We start from the raw sequence: 17883 nt of genomic DNA on the forward strand, positions 1-17883 counted from the left end.
AAAGAAGCGCCCTTTCTCATTTCCCGGCTCACCCTTTCAGACCGGGCGGCCACGGCTTTTGTGACATCAGGGCCCATACGTGTCACATCCACGGTTCCGGCCCGGTCATAGGGGTGCGCGCAGGCCGGGTTCCTGCGGCGAGAACGAATGTCCCGAGCGAGGTGCGGACGGTGGTAGAGGCATGAACGGCGGGAGTCAGGAACAGCCTGTGCGGCGAGGTCCCGCGGGGGAGAGAATCGCCGACTGGGCCTCCGGACGCCTCGGTACGCGGAGCCGGTGGAGAAACGGAGCGCGCAGGGCGTTCCCCGACCACTGGTCGTTCCTGCTGGGCGAGATATGCCTCTACAGCCTGGTCGTCATCGTCGTCACCGGCGTGTATCTCACGCTGTTCTTCCATCCGTCGATGAAGGAGGTGACGTACCAGGGCAGTTACGTCCCTCTGCGGGGACAGAGAGTGTCGGAGGCGTTCGACTCGACCCTGCACATCTCCTTCGAGGTACGGGGCGGTCTGCTCATCCGGCAGGTCCACCACTGGGCGGCGCTGGTCTTCGTCGCCGCGATGCTCGTCCATATGATGCGCGTGTTCTTCACCGGCGCGTTCCGAAAGCCCCGCGAACTCAACTGGGTATTCGGTTTCCTGCTGTTGGTCCTTGGAATGTTCGCGGGCCTGACCGGATACGACCTGCCGGACGACCTCTTGTCCGGAACGGGCCTCGCGGTCGTGAACGGCACCCTTCTCTCCCTTCCGATCGTCGGGACGTACGTCTCGATGTTCCTTTTCGGCGGTGAGTTCCCGGGCGACGACCTGGTGGCGCGTTTCAACACCCTTCACGTACTGGTGATTCCGGCCCTGATGGCCGGTCTGGTCGTGGCGCACGTGGTGCTGGCGCTCCGTCACCGGCACACGCAGTACCCGGGTCCGGGGCGTGACAACCGGAACGTCGTGGGTCTGCCGGCCAAGGTGCGCGCCGTGAAGTCCGCGGGACTCTTCCTCCTGGTCGCCGGCGGCCTCGTCGTCGTCGCCGCGGTCGCGCAGATCAACCCCGTCTGGCAGTACGGGCCCCACCGCGCCGACCAGGTCTCGGCGGGCTCCCAACCCGACTGGTACATGGGCGTGGCGGACGGACTCCTGCGGGTCATGCCGGGCTGGGAGCCCCACTTCTGGGGCCACACACTGGCCCTGGACAACCTGATCCCCCTGCTGGTGGGAGCCGGTCTCTTCCTCGCGATGGGCGTGTATCCGTTCATCGAGGCATGGGTGACGGGCGACCACCGCGACCAGCATGTCCTGGACCGGCCGCGGAACCGTCCGGTGCGGACGGGCCTGGGCGCGGCCTGGATCGCCTTCTATCTGGTGGCCCTGGTCGGAGCCGCGAACGACATCATCGCCGTACGGCTGCACGTCGGGGTCGAGTCGGTGACCTGGGCGGTACGCGTCGCGCTGTTCGTGGTGCCGCCAGCCGTCCACTCGGTGGCGCGCCGGTGGGCGCTCGGTCTGCAGCGCGCCGACCGCGACGACGTTCTGCACGGGCGCGAGACCGGCACGATCCGGCGCCTGCCGGACGGTGAGTTCGTCGAGGTGCACGAGCCGCTGAGCCGGGAGCGTCTGTACGTGCTCACGCAGCACGAGCAGTACCGGCCGATCGGTCCGGGCGGTCCGGGCGGCCCGGCCGGCGGGGGAGACCCGGGCGCCGCGCCGAGCCCGGTCCGGCGCCTGCGCGCCCGGCTCAGCAGGCGCTTCTACGGAGAGGGCGCGCAGATCACCAAGCCGACGGCACGGGAGTACCGGGCGCTCACCGGTGATCACCGGGACTGAACCGGCCCCGTCCGTACGGCACAGAGCTCGACGTGCAGCGTGATCCCGTCGCCGGTCGGAACCCCGTCCGGTCCCCGCACGGAACACCCGTCGGGACCGGCGCCGGTGGCGGGCGCGAGACCTTCACCGGCGCCGGGAACGAGAGCCGGACCGGACCCCCGGCCAGGGACAGGACCCGGACCCGGACCTGAACCCGAATCCGGACCTGACCCCGGACCCAGGCAGGTGCGTGGCACGTCGAGCGTGCCCGCGCAGCCGACCCGTTCGCGTCCGTGAGCGTCCCGGCCCGCCGCGCGCAGCTCCAGGTCGAGGTGGACGGGGAGTTCGACGTCCTTGATCCGGAGGCGTCCCGCGACGCGGAGCCGGCCGGCACCCGTGTCGACGACGGCGGTGGAACGGAAGCTCATGAGGGGAAACGTCGCCGAGTCCAGGAACCCGGGGCCGGTGATCTGCGCGTCGCGCTCCGGTGAGCCCGTGTCCGCACTCCCCGTCTGCACACTGAGGTGGACCTCGGACGGGGCGGCCCGGGATGCGTCGAACCGGAGGAGCCCCTCGAACGCGGTGAAGGTCCCGCGGACGTCGGCGGTCGTGGCGCGCCGGGAGGCGAACCCGATCGTGCTGCGGACCGGATCGACGAGGTAGAGGCCGGCCGGCTCCTCGTGGGGAGCGGGAGGGGGGACGGTGGCTTCCTTGGAGTGGAACATGGCGAGGCGATTCTTCCGGGCGTGGATCTCGTAGGGGGACGATTGCGGAAAGCGGGCCGGCGCGCGGGCCGCGCCCGAGTCGGTGGGGGCCGTCGCGACGACGGGCCCCTGCCGTGCCGGCAGGGGCCCGCGGTGGTCACCACCGGTGCGCCGCCCGTGCGGCGCGCCGGGTCGCGGCAGCGCTCGCCTCGGGCTCCGTCCCGGTCACCTCCCGGGCACCGGGACAGCGCGGGTGCCCGGTCGTCACCGGGCACCCGCTCACCTGAGCGGCGCTGCCCCACGGCTCGGCGGGGGACCGTTCGGCGTCATTCGGCGAGTTTTCCTTCGGTCGAGACCTCCTCCATCAGGGAGGCGATCTCGTCCGGGACGGGCGGGATGCTCTCGTGGGTGATGCCGGTCGCCGGCGACCACACGAGGTTGACCCGCAGCGCGGGATCGAGGTCCGGGTAGTCGCTGCGGTTGTGGCAACCACGTGACTCACGGCGTTCCAGCGCCGCTTCGAGGGTGGCGCGGGCCGCCAGGGCGGCGGACAGCAGATCGAAGGCGTGCGCGAGGTCCTGGAAACCGGCGATGTCCGGGTGCACACCGACCTTCTCCATCCTCCTTTCGATCTCCGACAGCTCCGCGAGTCCGGCGCGCAGGCCCTCCTCGTTCCGGACGACTCCGGCGTGCTCGGTCATGGTGTTGCGGAGGGCGCGCTGCAGGGCACGGACGTTCTCCGGGCCGTCGGCGGCGAGGAGATCGTCGATCTCGGCGCGGGCCCGCGCGGTCGCCGACGCGGACCGCGTGTGCGAGGTGAGCGACCGTGAGTAGGCGGCGGCCGCCTGTCCCGTGATGCGGCCGAAGACCAGCAGCTCGATGAGGCTGTTGCCGCCCAGGCGGTTGGCGCCGTGCAGCCCGCTCGACGCCTCACCGATGGCGTACAGGCCACGGACGTCGGTGCTGTGGTCCTCGGGGCGCACCCACACCCCGCCCATCGAGTAGTGCGCGGTCGGCGCGATCTCGATCGGATCGCGGGTGATGTCCAGCATCTGCAGTTCCAGCAGCGTCTGGTACACGCGGGGGAGGCGCGTCATGATCGTCTGACGTGGCAGATGGGAGACGTCCAGCCACACGCCGCCGTTGGGGGTCCCCCGACCCTCCTTGATCTCCGTGTAGGAGGCCAGGGCGACCCGGTCGCGGGTGGACAGTTCCATCCGGGCGGGGTCGTAGCGGGACATGAACCGCTCGCCGAGCGCGTTGCGCAGGATCCCGCCCTCGCCCCGGGCCGCCTCGCTGACCAGGGTTCCGGCCGCGTTCTCCGGCTCGATGATCCCGGAGGGATGGAACTGGACCAGCTCGGGGTCGCGCAGCCGCGCGCCCGCCTCCACCGCCAGGCGGAAGGAGTCGCCGGTGTTCTCGTCGCGCCGTGACGACGTGCGCCGCCAGATACGGGTGTGGCCGCCCGCGGCGAGGATCACCGCGTCGGCGTGGATGAGGTAGCGCGTCCCGTCGGTGAGGTCGAAGCCGTAGGCGCCGAAGACGGCGCCGTCGTGGACCAGGAGCCGGGTGATGTAGACACCGTCGAGCACCGGGATGCCGAGCTGCGCGGCGCGTCCGACGAGGGTGCGCTGGATCTCCAGGCCGGTGTAGTCGCCGGCGAAGGCGGTCCGCCGGAACTTGTGGGCGCCGAAGAAGCGTTGGCTGATCCGGCCGTCCTCCTCCCGGGCGAAGGCCATGCCGTAGCGTTCCAGGTCGTCGATCCCGCGTGCGGCGCCCTGGGTGACGATCTGCGTCGTCCGGGGGTCGGCGAGGAGATAGCTCTCCTTGAGGGTGTCCGCCGCGTGCTGCTGCCAGCTGTCCTCGGGATCCATGGTGGACAGCGCCGCGTTGATGCCTCCCGCGGCGAGTGCCGTGTGGGCGTCGTCCTTGGGGCGTTTGCCGACCGCGAGGACGTCGACGCCGGCCTCGGCCAGTTCGATGGCCGCGCGCAGCCCGGCACCCCCGGTGCCGATCACCAGCACCCCGGTGGAGAGACGTCGTTCGGTGATGACCACGGTTTGCTCCGATCGCGTGGGTTGTCATCACTACGACCGGGTCGTCCGGGGGTTTGTGACACCGGGGGACCGGGGACCGGTCGGCTGAGCCGCACCGCCCCGGCTACGACGACAGCGTGACCGTTGTCGGTGTCGCCCCGCGGGTCGGCTCGCGCAGGGGCGGAGCGCGTCGGCCCTGGCCAGGAGCGGGGCGGGCGGCCGCGCGGTCCACACCGGGCCACCTCACCACGAGGCCGACGCACAGGATGGCCGACGTCCCCCGGGTCCCGGCCGAGGGCGACGGTCGCCTCCCCGCCCCGGCATGCGGTGGCCCGGCTCTCGCCGGAGGACGGTGACACGGACCGTGCCGAAGGAGGTCTCAGGCGCTCAGCGAGGCGGCGTACGGCTTCAGTTTGGCGGGGTTCATGACCCACATGATGCGTTCGATGCCGCGCTCCGAGACGTCCACGGAGAGCAGGGCCACGGGGTTGCCGTCGACCGAGACGAGGACGGCGGGGCCTCCGTTGGCCTCGACCCAGCGCACCTCCGTCGGGGGCCAGAAGCGCGGGGCGAAGGCGACGAGGTACTTGCTGACGTGCGGGCGCCCGACGACCGGGATCCTGGACGCGCCGCGGATGCCTCCGCCGTCCGAATAGCTGACGACGTCGGCGCTGAGCACGTCCTCCAGGGCGGACAGACTGCCCGTCTTGGCCGCGACGAGGAAGACCTCCAGCAGTCTGCGGTGGGCGGCGGGGGTGACGGGCTCCCTCCGCTCCGCGGCGAGGTGTTTGCGGGCCCGGCTGACCAGCTGACGCGTGTTGGCCTCGCTGGTCTCCAGGATGTCCGCGATCTGCCCGTACGGGTAGGCGAAGGCCTCCCGCAGGACGTACGCGGCCCGCTCGACCGGGTTGAGCTTCTCCAGCAGGAAGAGGACGGCCATGTCGAGGGCCTCGGCCCGTTCCGCGCCCAACTGGGGGTCCACACTGGTGTCGACGGGCTCGGGCAGCCAGGGCCCGATGTACGTCTCGCGCCGCACCCGGGCGGACTGGGCCAGATTGATCGCCAGCCGGGCGGTGATCGTGGCGAGGAACGCCGCGGGTTCGTGGATGCCGGTGCGGTCCGTCTTCTGCCAGCGCAGCCAGGTCTCCTGCACGATGTCCTCGGCCTCCGTCGCGCTGCCGAGCACGCGGTAGGCGATGCCGAAGAGCTGGGGACGGGCCGCGACGAAATCCCTCGTTGCCTGATCGAGGGCGTCTGCGTCATCCCCGGCGGACATGGAACTCCTTCAGGTCTGGGTCCTCGATGTTACCGGCTGTCACCGCGGGACGCATGGCGGCGGCCGGCGTCCCGCGTTGACAGCCGGGCCTCGTGTTGTGCTCCCGAGGGGACCCGTGCACGCTTGATCAGCGGCGGACGCCGCCGCCGCGGACCATCACGGAGGGAGTCGCGGGTGCCGGACAACGACTCGTCGGGCGGAGCGCCGGACACGCCGGGTTACGGGGCGTGGAGGACGGCGGTGACGGTCCTGCAGGAGGCCGAACCTCCTCACATCCCCGAGGGTGCCTCCGGGATGACGATCCTCGTCCAGTGGCCGCCCGGAGACCCGGGAACCCCTCCGCACCGGCACACGGGCCCGGCCTTCGGCTACGTCATCGAGGGCGAGGTGCGTTTCGAGCTCGAAGGCGAACCGGAACGCGTCGTGAAGGCCGGTGAGACGTTCTGGGAGCCGGGCGGCGACGTCATCCACTACCAGGACGGAAACGCCCGTACGGACGCGCCCTGCCGCTTCGTGGTGACCATGCTCTGCGCGCCGGGCACGCCGATGCTCACGCTGGTCGACGAGGACGAACTGGCCCGGCGGGCCCACCTGCGGGCGCCGCGCCCCGGGGGCTGAGCGTCCTGGTCCTCCGCGCCGGGCCGGCATCCGGTCCCTCCGGACGGTCCGGCGCCTCCCCGGGCGGTCCGGCGTTCCGCCGCGCCGCCCGGACAGCCCTCAGTCCACGAAGTACGAGTCGTGCTCGAGGAGGAAGGCGGTGCGCTCCTCGTCGGTCGCGTCCGCGAGCTGTGACAGCTTCTCGAAGTACTCCTCGCGCGGGGCCCCGGGGGTGAAGAGGAGCAGCATGTCGGCCGGTGCGTCCGAGTCGTTGCGGAACGCGTGCAGTCCGCCCTGCGGCACATGGAGGAAGTCGCCCTGCCGGGCGTCGACCCACTGTGCGCCGTCGAAGAGGCGGACCGTGCCGTGGAGGATGAAGAAGGACTCCGAGATGGTCTTGTGGAAGTGGGTCTTCGGGCCGCCCGCGTGCGGACGCATCTCGACCCGGTAGAGCCCGAACTCCCCGCGCGTCGTGTTCGTGGTCGCCAGATAGTGGATGGCGTCACCGCCCGCCGTGCCCACGTCCGGCGGGGTGTCCGCCGGCCGGAAGTCCGCGCTGACCTCTCCGTCGGTCCCCGTGTACACCTGCTTCGGGTACGACATGTCGATCGTCCCCTTCCCGTGTCGATTGCGCCGCGTCCACTGCGCTGCGTCCACCGGAACGACCGGACGGGACCGGCGTGTGTGACACCTGGGTGATGTCGGCGCGGGCCCGGGCGGGCCGGTTCAGCCGAGCCGCGGCCGGTCGGGCGGCCGCTCCGGCAGGGGTCCTGCCCCGGTGGCCCGCAGGCCGTCGAGGGCCAGCTCCAGGTAGCGCCGCCACGCCTGCGGCCGGGTGGCCAGCAGGGGCGCGGCGGTCTGATGGATGCCGCCGAGCAGCAGGACGACGTCCGTCCCCGTGATGTCGCCCCGGACGGCGCCCTGTTCGCGCGCCCGGGCGGTCAGCGCCTCGGCCGCCTCGCAGAGGACGCCGATGGTGTCCCGCACCCCGGAGTGCTGCAGGGAGGGGCGCCCGATCACCTCGCAGAACGCCCGGTCGGCGGCGAGCAGTTCGACCCCGTCGGTCATGAACTCCCGTAGTGCCGAGTCCGCGTCGTCGGCCGTGAGCAGTCGCCGCGCCGATCGGATGAGCCGGTCGAGCAGTTGGAGCGTGATGGCGGCGAGCAACTCCTCCTTGGAGGCGAAGTGCCGGAACACCGTGCCCTTGGCGAGACCGGCGCGCTGGGCGATCTCACCGATCGGGACGTCGACCCCGTGCTCCGCGAACGCCGCTCGTGCGGCCTCCAGCAACAGACCGCGATTACGCACCATGTCGGCCCGCTGGCCGGCGGTGGCGGCCGTCGTACCCGTCATGTGCGCCTCCTCACGACGACGACCTTACCACCAACGTGACCGCGGGGTCAGGTTAGCTGCTACGGTCAACATGACCCGGCGGTCATCTTCTGGCCCGCCTGTTTCCGGCTGCCCCGAGGGCCCGGCGGGTCCCCCTGCTTGAACCACGAACCTCTTGGGAGAAACCTGTGAACACCACTCTGGAAGGCAGAGTCGTCCTCGTCACCGGCGCGTCGTCGGGCATCGGACGGGCCGTCGCGATCGCCCTGTCGAAGGCGGGTGCCCGGGTCGCGGCCGGTGCCCGGCGGGCCGACCGGGTGCGCTCGCTCGCCGACGACGCCCCCGGCGAGCTGCTCGCCCTCGACCTGGACGTCACCGAACCGCGGTCGGTGCGCGACGCGGTCGAGGCCACCGTCGAGCGCTTCGGCGCCCTCGACGCCCTGGTGAACAACGCGGGCGTGATGCTCAGCGGACCGATCCTGGGCGCGGACACCACGGAGTGGACCCGCATGGTCGAGACCAACCTGCTCGGGTCCATGTACGCGGTCCACTCCGCCCTGCCGCACCTGCTGCGGAGCAAGGGGGCCGTCGTGCAGATCTCCTCCACGTCGGGGCGCACCTCGTCGGCCGCGAGCGGGGTGTACGCGGCGACCAAGTTCGGTGTCAACGCCTTCTCGGAGGCCCTGCGCCAGGAGGTCACCGAACAGGGCGTGCGCGTCGTCGTGGTGGAACCCGGGTTCGTGGCCACCGAACTGACCAGCCACATCACCGACCCCGGCATCCAGGCCATGGCGAAGTCCATGGCCGAGTCCATGCGGACGCTCCGGGCCGAGGACGTGGCCGGCGCCGTGCTGTACGCGCTCTCCCAGCCCGAGCACGTCGCCGTCAACGAGATCCTGATCCGGCCCACCGACCAGGCCCGCTGAGCCCGGTCGCACGCCCGGCACCGCGGAGCCGGCCCCGGACCGCACAGGTTGCCCGGCGGTCCGGGACCGGGCCGCACCCCCGGCCGGGGGAGTGCCGTCGGGCACGGCCGTGACGCGGCGGTTCAGACGAGTTCGAGTCCGCCGTCGATCGTGAGCACCTGACCGGTCAGCTGCGTGTTCAGGGGGTCGGCGACGCGCAGGATCCACTCCGCGACGTCCGCCGCCTCGCCGAGCCGGCCGGTCGGGATGCGCTCGCGTTCGTGGGCGCGCAGTTCGTCGATGGCGTCCGGGGAGAGGCCGGCCGCGACCAGGACGTCCGTCCTCGTGGGTCCGGGGGCGACCGCGTTGACCCGTACTCCCTCGGAGGCGAGCTCCAGGGCCCAGCTCCGCGTCAGCTGTTCCAGCGCGGCCTTGGTGGCGGCGTAGTGGGCTCCGCCGGCCAGGGGGCGGTGCCCGTAGGTGCTGGAGACGTTGACGATGGAACCCGAGGACGCCCGCAGGTGGGGCAGCGCCGCGTGGGCGAGCATGCTCGGCGCCGTCACATTGAGGTCGAACAGGCCGGTGATGACCGACCGGTCGCTCTCCGCGAGAGGCATCACGGCTGTGGAACCCGCGTTGTTCACCAGTACGTCGATCCGGCCCCAGCGCTCCACCGCGGCGGCCACCACCGTGTCGGCGGCGTCCGCCTCGCGGATGTCGATCGGCAGGACCGCGATACCGGCGTGGGCGTGGGCCGTCTCCGCCAGGGCGTCCTTCCGGCGCCCCACACCGAGGACTTGTGCCCCCGACTCCGCGAGGGCGATCGCGGTGGCGCGGCCGATGCCCGACCCCGCTCCGGTGACGATCGCGACAAGGTCATTGAATCGATGGGCGGTTGAGCTGGGCATGGGTTTCCCCTTGTCGAAGTGCGTGCGACGTGCGTGGGCATGTGACGTGCGTCGGGACGCGACGTCCCCGGGCAGGCGACGGCCGCGGGAGTGCGACGGGCGGAGGCCTGCGACCCGCGGGGGGACGGCGGGCCGGAGGTCCGAAGGAGGGTCCCTCGGACGGCGGCTCGGGTGGGCGTCACCCGTCGGAGATCCGCGGGCCCCGGGCGCGCGCCGTGCGTCGGCGGGGCGGAGGCGTCCGCCCGCGCGGAGGACGCCGGTGGTCCGCCTCCGCGCCGTGGGTCGGGGCGGCGTGGGGACGGACCGGTCCGGGCGGGGGCCGGGCGTCGATCAGCCGAACTGGCCGGGCTGGTAGCTCCCGGCGGGCTGCTGGATGATCACGTTGACGCGGTTGTAGGCGTTGATGATGGCGATGAGGGAGATCAGGGCGACGAGCTGGTCCTCGTCGTAGTACTTCACGGCCTCGGCCCACGCCTCGTCGGTCACACCGCCCGCGGCGTCGGCGATGCGGGTGGCCTGCTCGGCCAGTTCGAGCGCGGCGCGCTCGGCGTCCGTGAAGACCGTGGCCTCACGCCAGGCCGCGACCAGATGGAGCCGCTGCGCGGTCTCGCCGGCCGCCGCCGCGTCCTTGGTGTGCATGTCGGTGCAGAAGCCGCAGCCGTTGATCTGGCTCGCGCGGATCTTCACCAGTTCCTGGACCGTGTGCGGCAGTTCCGTGTCCGAAGCCACCTTGCCGGCGGTGTTGATGTGCTTCAGCACCTTTCCCGCGAGGGGGTGGCCGAAGTAGTTGAGACGTGCTTCCACGGTGATCTCCTGTTCGATCGTCGATGGTGGTGATACGTACCTATGACCGGGCAGGTGGGGCGATGTGTGACAGCGCGCCGGGGTGACCTGGATCTCGGGCGGTCCGGCGCGGTGACCGCGCCGATCGGTGCGGTGGTCATGGAGCCGGGCGCCGTGGTGGGGGAGCCGGGCGTCGCGATGGCCAGGACCGGTGGGCCGTCCGCGCGGCACCCCGCCGTCCGGCGGGAGTTCTCCGCCGTATGGCGCTCCCCCGGCACGGCCCGCCGGGGGCACCATGACGGCAGGGGTCACAGGGGCGTGACCGTGACACAGGGAGAGCCGATGGCCGCCGAACCTTCCGTACCGTCCACCGGGACCAAGACCTTCCGGGTGGGACCGCCCCCGCCGTTCGACCCCGAACTCGCCGCCGCCCTCGAAGTCATCGCCGAGCAGATGCCGCCGGCCCTGCACCCGGAGATGATCCCGGCGCTGCGCGAGGGCATGGCGGCGTTCGAGGCGGCGGAACCGGACCTGACGGCGGACGGCGCCTTCGAGGTCGAGGACCGTACGGTTCCCGGGCCGCCGGGCGCCCCGGACATCTCCCTGCTCGTCTGCCGGCCCAGCACGACCGGGGCCGCGGTGCCGGTCGTGTACCACACGCACGGTGGCGGGATGGTGGTCGGCGACAGGCGCTCCGGTGTCGTGGAGATCCTCGACTGGGCGCGGGAACTGGGCGCGGCGGTGGTCTCCGTCGAGTACCGCCTCGCTCCCGAGAACCCGCACCCGGCGCCCGTGGAGGACTGCTACGCGGGGCTGCTGTGGACGGCCGCGCACGCCGCGGAGCTGGGCTGCGACCCGGGCCGGATCATCGTCGCCGGCGGCAGCGCCGGTGGGGGACTGGCCGCGGCCGTCGCCCTGCTCGCCCGGGACCGGGGCGGCCCCGCGCTGCTGGGCCAGGTGCTGCTCTGCCCGATGCTCGACGACCGCAACGACACCCCTTCCAGCCACCAGATGGCCGGGGTGGGCGTGTGGGACCGCACCGCGAACGACACCGGCTGGACGGCCCTGCTCGGCGACGCCCGGGGCGGTCCGGACGTCTCCCCGTACGCCGCCCCGGCGCGGGCGGAGGACCTCTCCGGGCTGCCTCCGGCGTTCATCGACGTCGGGTCCGCCGAGACCTTCCGCGACGAGGCCGTCACGTACGCCACCCGGATCTGGCAGGCGGGCGGTCGCGCCGAACTGCACGTCTGGCCCGGCGGTTTCCACGGTTACGACCAGATGGCGCCACAGGCCGCCCTGTCCCAGGACACCAAGGCGGCCCGCCTGCGGTGGCTGCGCCGCCTCCTCGGGAACTGACGGGACGGGGCGGGAGTTCTGACAGCGCGGAAGCCCGACACCGGCCCGGCCGCCCCGGTCGGGCCGCCCCGGTCCGGTCGGTGGCCAGGCCCGCGATCGGTGACGCCCGTGCGAGGTGACGAACGGTGAAGGAACTGGCAGGCAGACTCGCGGCTCTCGACCCCGACGCGGGCGCCGCGCTCCGGGTGATCTCCTACTTCGACCGGCTGATCGAGGGCCGTGCCGGGCTGGAGTCCCTGGTGCGGGGAGCGGCCGTGCTGGCCGGCTGTCCGGCGGGCCTGGTCGACGAGGAGCGCGGGGTCCGGGTCCGGGTCGAGGCCGACGGGCTGCGCCGCGACGACGACGGACCCCTCGATCCGGCCTGGCCGTCCGCCCCTCTGGTGCCCGGCGGTTCCGCGGCCCTCTGGCTGGAGCGACCGGGGCCCTGCGACGGGGTGCACGCGATGGTCCTGGAGCGCGCCGCGGCCGCCGCCCGGGTCGTCCTCGACCGCACCCGCGGCCGCGCGCGTGTGGCCGGCGGTCTCGCCGATCCCGCCTCGCTGGAAGTCCTGCTGGACGCCTCCGCGACGGATCACGCCCGGCATCAGGCGGCCGTCCGGCTCGGCCTGCGGGACGTGACCGCGGCCCGGGTGGTGGTGACCGCGGAGGACGGGCCCCGCGTCGAGGCGGGGCCCGCCGCCGGAGCCCGCGCGCCCGATGCCGACGGCCGGCGCGCGGGCGTCGGCCCCACGGTGCCGGTGCCGGAGCTCCCGGCCTCGTACGCCGCCGCCCGTACCGCCCTGCGCTTCACCGCGGGGGGTACCGATCAGGACCCGGGCCCGCGCACGGTGTACGCGGACGAGCTCGGCGGACTCGTCCTGCTCGCCGAGTCGGCCGGTCCGGCAGACCGTCCCGTGCCCGACGTCCGCGCCCTGGAGCGCGCCGTCGCGTCGGCTCCCTGGGCCGCGAGCACGCTGCACGCGGTCGCCTTCGGGACGAGTCTGCGGTCCGCGGCCGCCGAGCTGAACGTCCACCACTCGACGCTCCAGGACCGCGTCGCCCAGGCGGAACACTGGCTGGACTGGCCGGTGCACGAGCCGCACGGCCGACTCCGGCTCCAACTGGCCCTGCTTCTGTGGCGACTGCACCGGAATCCGGCGTCCTTCCCGGTCACCGGAGCCCGCGGGGACGGATCCCCGCGGAAGGCGACGGACACGCGCCCGGGACCAGCCCGGCGGAGCATCCGGCGTCCCGCCCCCTGACCGGGGCGGCGGCCCCCGATCAGACGGAGCGGAGGTACTGCTCGGGCACATGGACGTCCGAGCCGAGTTCACGCCCTGCGAGCCGGGCGAACGACGGGTTGCGCAGCAGTTCCCGGCCCAGCAGCACCGCGTCGGCCTCGCCGTTGGCGACGATCTTCTCGGCCTGTTCGACCCCGGTGATCAGACCGACGGCGGCGACGGGCAGACCGGTCTCCGCCCGCACCCGTGCGGCGAAGGGGACCTGATAGCCGGGCCCCACCGGAATGTCCACCCCCGAGGCGTTTCCGCCCGTCGACACGTCCAGCAGGTCCACGCCGTGCTCGCGCAGCCGCGCGGCCAGGCGGACCGTGTCGTCCGCGCTCCAGCCTCCCTCCTCCAGCCAGTCCGTGGCGGAGACGCGGAAGAAGAGCGGCTTCTCCTCGGGCCAGACCTCGCGGACGGCGTCCACGACTTCGAGGGCGAAGCGGACGCGGTTCTCGAAGGAGCCGCCGTACTCGTCCGTGCGCCGGTTGGAGTGCGGGGAGAGGAACTCGTTGACGAGATAGCCGTGCGCGCCATGGATCTCCACGACCTCGAACCCGGCCTCCAGAGCCCGCCGGGCCGCGTCCGCGAACTGGCCGACGATCTCCCGTATCCGGTCCACGCCCAGTTCCGAGGGCACCGGGTGGCGCTCGTCGAAGGCCAGCGCGCTCGGAGCCAGCGGCTGCCAGCCGTACGCGTCCGCGCCGACCGGCGCGCCGCCCGTCCAGGGGCGGTCGGTCGACGCCTTGCGTCCGGCGTGCGCGAGCTGGATGCCGGGCACGGTGCCCTGGCCGCGCAGGAAGTCCGTGATACGCCGGAACGCCTGCACCTGCGTGTCGTTCCAGATGCCGAGGTCGTACGGAGTGATCCGGCCCTCGGGGGAGACGGCGGTGGCCTCGACGACGATCAGACCCGTACCGCCGGTGGCGCGCGCTCCGTAGTGGGCGAAGTGCCAGTCGTTCGGCGCGCCCGTCCCCGGTCCTTCCGGCGCGGCCGAGTACTGGCACATCGGGGGCATCCACACCCGGTTGGGGATGGTCAGATCGCGCAGGGTGACGGGCTCGAACAGCGCGCTCACGGCGGACTCCATTCGTCGCGGGACCGGGATCTCGGTATTACGATAACCTTCGTAGTACGGCAAGTGTCAAACTACGAGAGATCTCGTACAATGAGGATCCGTAGGACCGATCGTGGGAACTCCCCGGAGACGACGCCGGACGTGACCCCGCCTCGAGGACTGGAGCCGCTGTGACGACCGCCGCCCCCGCCGGCAGCAGCCGGGCTCTCGCGCACCCCACCCGCGCGGAGATCCGCCTGGAAGGCGTGCTGCACGCGCTGTCCGACCCGATGCGGCTGCGGATCGTGCGGGAGCTCGCCGCCGACGGCGACGAGCTGTCCTGTTCGCACTTCGACCTGCCCGTCACCAAGTCCACCACCACGCACCACTTCCGGGTGCTCCGGGAGAGCGGGGTGATCCGGCAGGTCTATCGCGGCACGGCCAAGATGAACGGGCTGCGCACGGGCGACCTCGACACGCTGTTCCCGGGACTCCTCGGCTCCGTCCTCGCAGCGGCGGCCCGCCAGGAGTCCGAGCGGGGCGACGACTGAGCTCCCGCCCGTCCGCCCGGGTGGATCCGGGGCGCCCGCGAAAGCGACCGGGCAGCGGCCCCGGCCGTGTGTACGGGTCGTACGTCGCCGTGAGCCTGATCGGACATCTGTGTGATGACGGCGGTCCCCGGTCCGGCCCAGGCGGTCGATGACCCTGGGGCGGTGTTCACGGTGTTCACGGTGTTCACGGTGTTCACGGTGTTCACGGTGTTCACGGTGTTCACGGTGTTCACGGTGTTCACGCGAGGGTTGCTGTCCTGGCGCGGAAGCGGACCTGCCCGGTCCGGCGGGGCGTCACGGCTCCGGGGAGCGGCGAGGGAGCGGCGGGGGAGCGGCCGCGACGAGAGCGGTGGGACGGGGCTCGGGTGCCGGTGAGGGTCTGGCCGCTGTCGTCGGGGCGGGTGCCGGGTGCCGGGTGTCGTGGGGTGGGCGGGCTCGGCCGTGTCGGGGGTGGTTCGTGTCAGTTGTGGGTCAGGGACCAGGCTACCTGGTCCTGGTACCAGCGGGCGGGGGTGACGCGGTACGAGGAGGTGGCTTCGTCGACCTGGTCCTGGTGCCAGCGGGCGGCGCTGACGCCGTGCGGCAGGACGGCTCCCTCGACCTGGTCCTGGTACCAGCGGGCCGCGCCGACACGCGAGGAGGAGGTGGCTTCGTCGATCTGGTCCTGGTACCAGCGGGCCGCGGTGACGCCCTGCGGCGTGGCCGCTGCTTCCTGGCGGTGCGTGGTCTGCTGCAGGGACGCGTACGAGGTGTGCTGCACGGGTGCCGAAGCCGGGGCGGCCGAGGCCGGGCCGCCGGCTCCCAGAAGCGCTCCGCCGGCCAGTGCCGTGGAGGCGAGTGCGATCGAGAGGCGCTTCGTCATGCTGCTCATGGTCATTTCCCTTGCAGAACTGCCGCGGTCTCGCCGGTTGGGCGGGTACCGCTTCGATATGAACCGCGATCCGGTGATCCCGGGTCGGGCGGTCGCTTCCAAGGTCATCCGGAGGGGTGCCTCACGTTCGACTCCGCCACCGTACCCGAGGCACGCCTCATCTTTGCAGTGACGCTCATCACGCCACGTCACAGACGTGAGATTGCGATCGGAAACACACCGGAAAGGGAATTCGAGGGGACCCTCATGTTACCCTCCAGCCATGAGCCACCCCACCCCCACCGCGAGCGGCACCCCCGCCAGACCACTGCGCCGCGACGCGCAGCGCAACAGGGACGCCATCGTGGCCGCCGCCCGCACCGCCTTCTCCGAACAAGGCCTCGACGCCTCCCTCGAAGGCATCGCCCGCGAGGCCGGAGTCGCCATCGGCACCCTCTACCGCCACTTCCCCACCCGCCTCGCCCTCGTCGAGACCCTCTTCGACGCCAAATACACCGAACTCCTCACCACCGCCGAACACGCCGCCGCCATGGACGACGCCTGGCAAGGATTCACCCGCTACCTGGAAAAACTCTGCGAACTACAGGCCTGCGACCGCGCCTTCAACGGCCTCGTCTCCGCCCGCCTGCCCCTACACGCCGCCGGCCGCGAACGATACGAACGCGCCAAACAGCTCTGCACCCAGATCATGCACAACGCCCAGCGACAAGGCGTCCTCCGCGACGACGTCACCCCCCAGGACATCGCCTTCGTCATCTGGTCCCAAGCCGGCATCATCCAAGCCACCCGCACCGTCGCCCCCCAAGCCTGGCGACGCCACCTCCACCTCATGCTCGACGCCTTCCGCCCCCAAGGCGCCCACCCCCTCCCCGCACCCCCACTCACCACCGAACAAGTCGACCAGACCCTCACCACCCTCGAATGCACCGACGAAGGCTGCCGCGAGGCCTCTTAGGCGCTGACCGCCGGTGCCTCCGGGGCGGCGGCCCCGCCCTCCCGCGAATCCGGCCTGCCCGGCAGGTGGTTGAAGAGCAGGTTGAGGACGATCGCCGTCAGACAGCCGGCGCTGATCCCGCTGTTCATCACCGTCTGGAACCAGTCGGGGAACTTCTCGTAGACCGTCGGCACCCCGACCGGCAGTACGCCCACGGCGACCGACACGGCCACGACGGTGAGGTTGTGGTTGTCCTCGAAGCCGACCTCGGCCAGGGTGCGCAGTCCGCTCGCGGCCACCGTCCCGAACATGACCAGGCCCGCGCCGCCGAGCACCGGCGCCGGCACCGCCGCGACCACCGCGCCCAGCTTGGGCAGCAGACCGAGCAGCACGAGGATGCCGCCCGCCGCGGCGACCACCCAGCGACTGCGGACCCGGGTCATGCCGACCAGACCCACGTTCTGCGCGAACGCCGTGTAGGGGAAGGTGTTGAAGACCCCGCCGAGCACGGTGGAGAGGCCGTCGGCGCGCAGTCCGTCCGCCAGTGCGCGCGGCTCGACCCGGCGCCCGGTCAGCTCACCCACCGCGAGGAGGTCACCGGTCGTCTCCGTCATCGTCACCAGCGCCACGACCAGCATCGAGACGATCGCGGAAGCGCGAAAGGCGGGTGCGCCGAAGTGGAACGGCGTGCTGATCCCCAGCCAGTCGGCGTCGCCGACGCCGCCGAAGTCCGTGAAGCCGAAGGGCACCGCCACGGCGAGACCCACCGCGATGCCGATCAGTACCGCGATCCGGCTCAGGAAGGGCGGCGCGAACCGCTGGACGCCCACCACGACGGCCAGGACGAAGCCCGCGAGCGCCAGGTTCTTCGGTTCGCCGAAGTCCTTCGCACCCACACCGCCCGCCGCCCAGTTGCCCGCGACCGGCAGCAGCGAGACCCCGATGATCAGGATGACGGTGCCGGTGACGAGCGGCGGGAAGAAGCGCAGCAGTCTGCCGAAGACCGGTGCCAGCAGCGCGATCGCGAGCCCCGCGACGATCACCGACCCGTAGATCGCGGGCAGCCCGCCACCGGTCGTGCCGATGAGCACCATCGGTGACACCGCCGCGAAGGTGCAGCCCTGCATGATCGGCAGACGCACGCCGAAGCGCCAGAAACCCACGCACTGGATGAGGGTCGCGATGCCGCAGATCAGCAGGTCCGCGGTGATCAGATACGCCAGATCGGCCGCCGAGAGCTTCATGGCGCCGCCCACGATCAGCGGGACGGCCACGGCTCCCGCGTACATCGCGAGCACATGCTGCAGTCCGAAGGCGGCCAGACTGCGTACGGGCGGGACCCTGTCGACGGGATGGACGGGCGCGGGGGTTGCCATGGGCACTCCAGAGGCGGCGGATCGGGGCGACCGGACAGGGCGGGGAACCTCCGGCCGGTACGGGACCGTAGGGGGATTGAACAGTTTGTTGATGTCCGGTCTGTTGCCGCTGTGTGTCATGCCCACGGAAATCTGAACGA

Annotated in this window: 17 protein-coding genes; 7 read left to right on the forward strand and 10 right to left on the reverse strand. The window is 72.1% G+C overall.

The genetic code is table 11. The annotated features are described in order from the left end of the window. Positions 1 to 181 precede the first annotated feature (181 nt). A complete protein-coding gene (gene qcrB / locus OG776_RS35615) occupies positions 182 to 1816 on the forward strand; it encodes a cytochrome bc1 complex cytochrome b subunit (RefSeq protein ID WP_329323158.1) in 1635 nt (544 codons plus the stop codon). On the opposite strand, the gene OG776_RS35620 is transcribed toward qcrB, so the two are convergent. From OG776_RS35620 to OG776_RS35630, 3 genes are all read right to left on the reverse strand, one after another. Next, a complete protein-coding gene (locus OG776_RS35620; protein WP_148012856.1) occupies positions 1804 to 2520 on the reverse strand; it encodes a YceI family protein in 717 nt (238 codons plus the stop codon). The genes qcrB and OG776_RS35620 overlap by 13 nt on opposite strands. Positions 2521 to 2825: 305 nt before the next feature. Beyond that, on the reverse strand, positions 2826 to 4556 hold the full coding sequence (locus tag OG776_RS35625; RefSeq protein ID WP_329323159.1) for an L-aspartate oxidase: 1731 nt from the start codon (positions 4554 to 4556) through the stop codon (positions 2826 to 2828). Between the two features lie 358 nt (positions 4557 to 4914). Further along, positions 4915 to 5811 (reverse strand): RNA polymerase sigma-70 factor, encoded by an 897-nt coding sequence (locus tag OG776_RS35630; protein WP_329323160.1) that lies wholly within the window; start codon positions 5809 to 5811, stop codon positions 4915 to 4917. A 174-nt stretch (positions 5812 to 5985) separates the two neighbouring features. Between OG776_RS35630 and OG776_RS35635 the strand changes: the two genes are divergently transcribed. Then, a complete protein-coding gene (locus OG776_RS35635) occupies positions 5986 to 6429 on the forward strand; it encodes a cupin domain-containing protein (RefSeq protein WP_148012853.1) in 444 nt (147 codons plus the stop codon). A 99-nt stretch (positions 6430 to 6528) separates the two neighbouring features. On the opposite strand, the gene OG776_RS35640 is transcribed toward OG776_RS35635, so the two are convergent. Together OG776_RS35640 and OG776_RS35645 are read right to left on the reverse strand one after the other, a co-directional pair. Next, positions 6529 to 7011, reverse strand: a complete 483-nt coding sequence (locus OG776_RS35640; protein WP_187285929.1) for a cupin domain-containing protein — start codon at positions 7009 to 7011, stop codon at positions 6529 to 6531. Between the two features lie 123 nt (positions 7012 to 7134). Then, complete coding sequence (locus tag OG776_RS35645) at positions 7135 to 7761, reverse strand: TetR/AcrR family transcriptional regulator (protein WP_148012852.1); 627 nt, start codon at positions 7759 to 7761, stop codon at positions 7135 to 7137. 167 nt (positions 7762 to 7928) lie between these two features. On the opposite strand from OG776_RS35645, the gene OG776_RS35650 reads away from it, so the two are divergent. Continuing rightward, a complete protein-coding gene (locus tag OG776_RS35650) occupies positions 7929 to 8666 on the forward strand; it encodes an SDR family NAD(P)-dependent oxidoreductase (RefSeq protein ID WP_329323161.1) in 738 nt (245 codons plus the stop codon). A 122-nt stretch (positions 8667 to 8788) separates the two neighbouring features. On the opposite strand, the gene OG776_RS35655 is transcribed toward OG776_RS35650, so the two are convergent. Together OG776_RS35655 and OG776_RS35660 are read right to left on the reverse strand one after the other, a co-directional pair. Continuing rightward, complete coding sequence (locus OG776_RS35655; protein WP_329323162.1) at positions 8789 to 9553, reverse strand: SDR family NAD(P)-dependent oxidoreductase; 765 nt, start codon at positions 9551 to 9553, stop codon at positions 8789 to 8791. Positions 9554 to 9883: 330 nt separating this feature from the next. After that, positions 9884 to 10357, reverse strand: a complete 474-nt coding sequence (locus OG776_RS35660; RefSeq protein WP_148012849.1) for a carboxymuconolactone decarboxylase family protein — start codon at positions 10355 to 10357, stop codon at positions 9884 to 9886. A gap of 321 nt (positions 10358 to 10678) precedes the next feature. Between OG776_RS35660 and OG776_RS35665 the strand changes: the two genes are divergently transcribed. Together OG776_RS35665 and OG776_RS35670 are read left to right on the forward strand one after the other, a co-directional pair. After that, positions 10679 to 11692 carry an alpha/beta hydrolase gene (locus OG776_RS35665; protein ID WP_148012848.1) on the forward strand — a complete coding sequence of 338 codons (1014 nt, stop codon included), beginning with the start codon at positions 10679 to 10681 and terminating at the stop codon, positions 11690 to 11692. A gap of 125 nt (positions 11693 to 11817) precedes the next feature. Then, positions 11818 to 12933, forward strand: coding sequence for a helix-turn-helix domain-containing protein (locus OG776_RS35670; protein ID WP_329326586.1), 1116 nt, complete (start codon positions 11818 to 11820; stop codon positions 12931 to 12933). Positions 12934 to 12952: 19 nt separating this feature from the next. Here OG776_RS35670 and OG776_RS35675 read toward each other — a convergent pair whose 3' ends face one another. Continuing rightward, positions 12953 to 14032 (reverse strand): NADH:flavin oxidoreductase/NADH oxidase, encoded by a 1080-nt coding sequence (locus tag OG776_RS35675; protein ID WP_148012846.1) that lies wholly within the window; start codon positions 14030 to 14032, stop codon positions 12953 to 12955. 170 nt (positions 14033 to 14202) lie between these two features. Between OG776_RS35675 and OG776_RS35680 the strand changes: the two genes are divergently transcribed. Beyond that, on the forward strand, positions 14203 to 14562 hold the full coding sequence (locus tag OG776_RS35680; protein ID WP_148012845.1) for an ArsR/SmtB family transcription factor: 360 nt from the start codon (positions 14203 to 14205) through the stop codon (positions 14560 to 14562). Between the two features lie 460 nt (positions 14563 to 15022). Here OG776_RS35680 and OG776_RS35685 read toward each other — a convergent pair whose 3' ends face one another. Beyond that, positions 15023 to 15433 (reverse strand): hypothetical protein, encoded by a 411-nt coding sequence (locus tag OG776_RS35685; RefSeq protein WP_329318514.1) that lies wholly within the window; start codon positions 15431 to 15433, stop codon positions 15023 to 15025. Between the two features lie 262 nt (positions 15434 to 15695). Here OG776_RS35685 and OG776_RS35690 point away from each other — a divergent pair, with 262 nt between their 5' ends. Next, positions 15696 to 16388, forward strand: coding sequence for a TetR/AcrR family transcriptional regulator (locus OG776_RS35690; protein ID WP_329318516.1), 693 nt, complete (start codon positions 15696 to 15698; stop codon positions 16386 to 16388). Here the strand turns inward: OG776_RS35690 and OG776_RS35695 are convergent. Continuing rightward, positions 16385 to 17743, reverse strand: a complete 1359-nt coding sequence (locus tag OG776_RS35695; RefSeq protein WP_148012844.1) for a nucleobase:cation symporter-2 family protein — start codon at positions 17741 to 17743, stop codon at positions 16385 to 16387. The two genes, OG776_RS35690 and OG776_RS35695, sit on opposite strands and share 4 nt — an antisense overlap. Positions 17744 to 17883: the final 140 nt, after the last annotated feature.

The organism is Streptomyces sp. NBC_01689, assembly GCF_036250675.1.
Classification (GTDB): domain Bacteria; phylum Actinomycetota; class Actinomycetes; order Streptomycetales; family Streptomycetaceae; genus Streptomyces.

Coding starts and splice junctions, on each gene's coding strand:
- OG776_RS35685 (WP_329318514.1), bottom strand. CDS start 15,433: ATGAGCAGCATGACGAAGCGCCTCTCGATCGCACTCGCCTCCACGGCA.
- OG776_RS35665 (WP_148012848.1), top strand. CDS start 10,679: ATGGCCGCCGAACCTTCCGTACCGTCCACCGGGACCAAGACCTTCCGG.
- OG776_RS35640 (WP_187285929.1), bottom strand. CDS start 7,011: ATGTCGTACCCGAAGCAGGTGTACACGGGGACCGACGGAGAGGTCAGC.
- OG776_RS35620 (WP_148012856.1), bottom strand. CDS start 2,520: ATGTTCCACTCCAAGGAAGCCACCGTCCCCCCTCCCGCTCCCCACGAG.
- OG776_RS35655 (WP_329323162.1), bottom strand. CDS start 9,553: ATGCCCAGCTCAACCGCCCATCGATTCAATGACCTTGTCGCGATCGTC.
- OG776_RS35630 (WP_329323160.1), bottom strand. CDS start 5,811: ATGTCCGCCGGGGATGACGCAGACGCCCTCGATCAGGCAACGAGGGAT.
- OG776_RS35645 (WP_148012852.1), bottom strand. CDS start 7,761: ATGACGGGTACGACGGCCGCCACCGCCGGCCAGCGGGCCGACATGGTG.
- OG776_RS35690 (WP_329318516.1), top strand. CDS start 15,696: ATGAGCCACCCCACCCCCACCGCGAGCGGCACCCCCGCCAGACCACTG.
- qcrB (WP_329323158.1), top strand. CDS start 182: ATGAACGGCGGGAGTCAGGAACAGCCTGTGCGGCGAGGTCCCGCGGGG.
- OG776_RS35695 (WP_148012844.1), bottom strand. CDS start 17,743: ATGGCAACCCCCGCGCCCGTCCATCCCGTCGACAGGGTCCCGCCCGTA.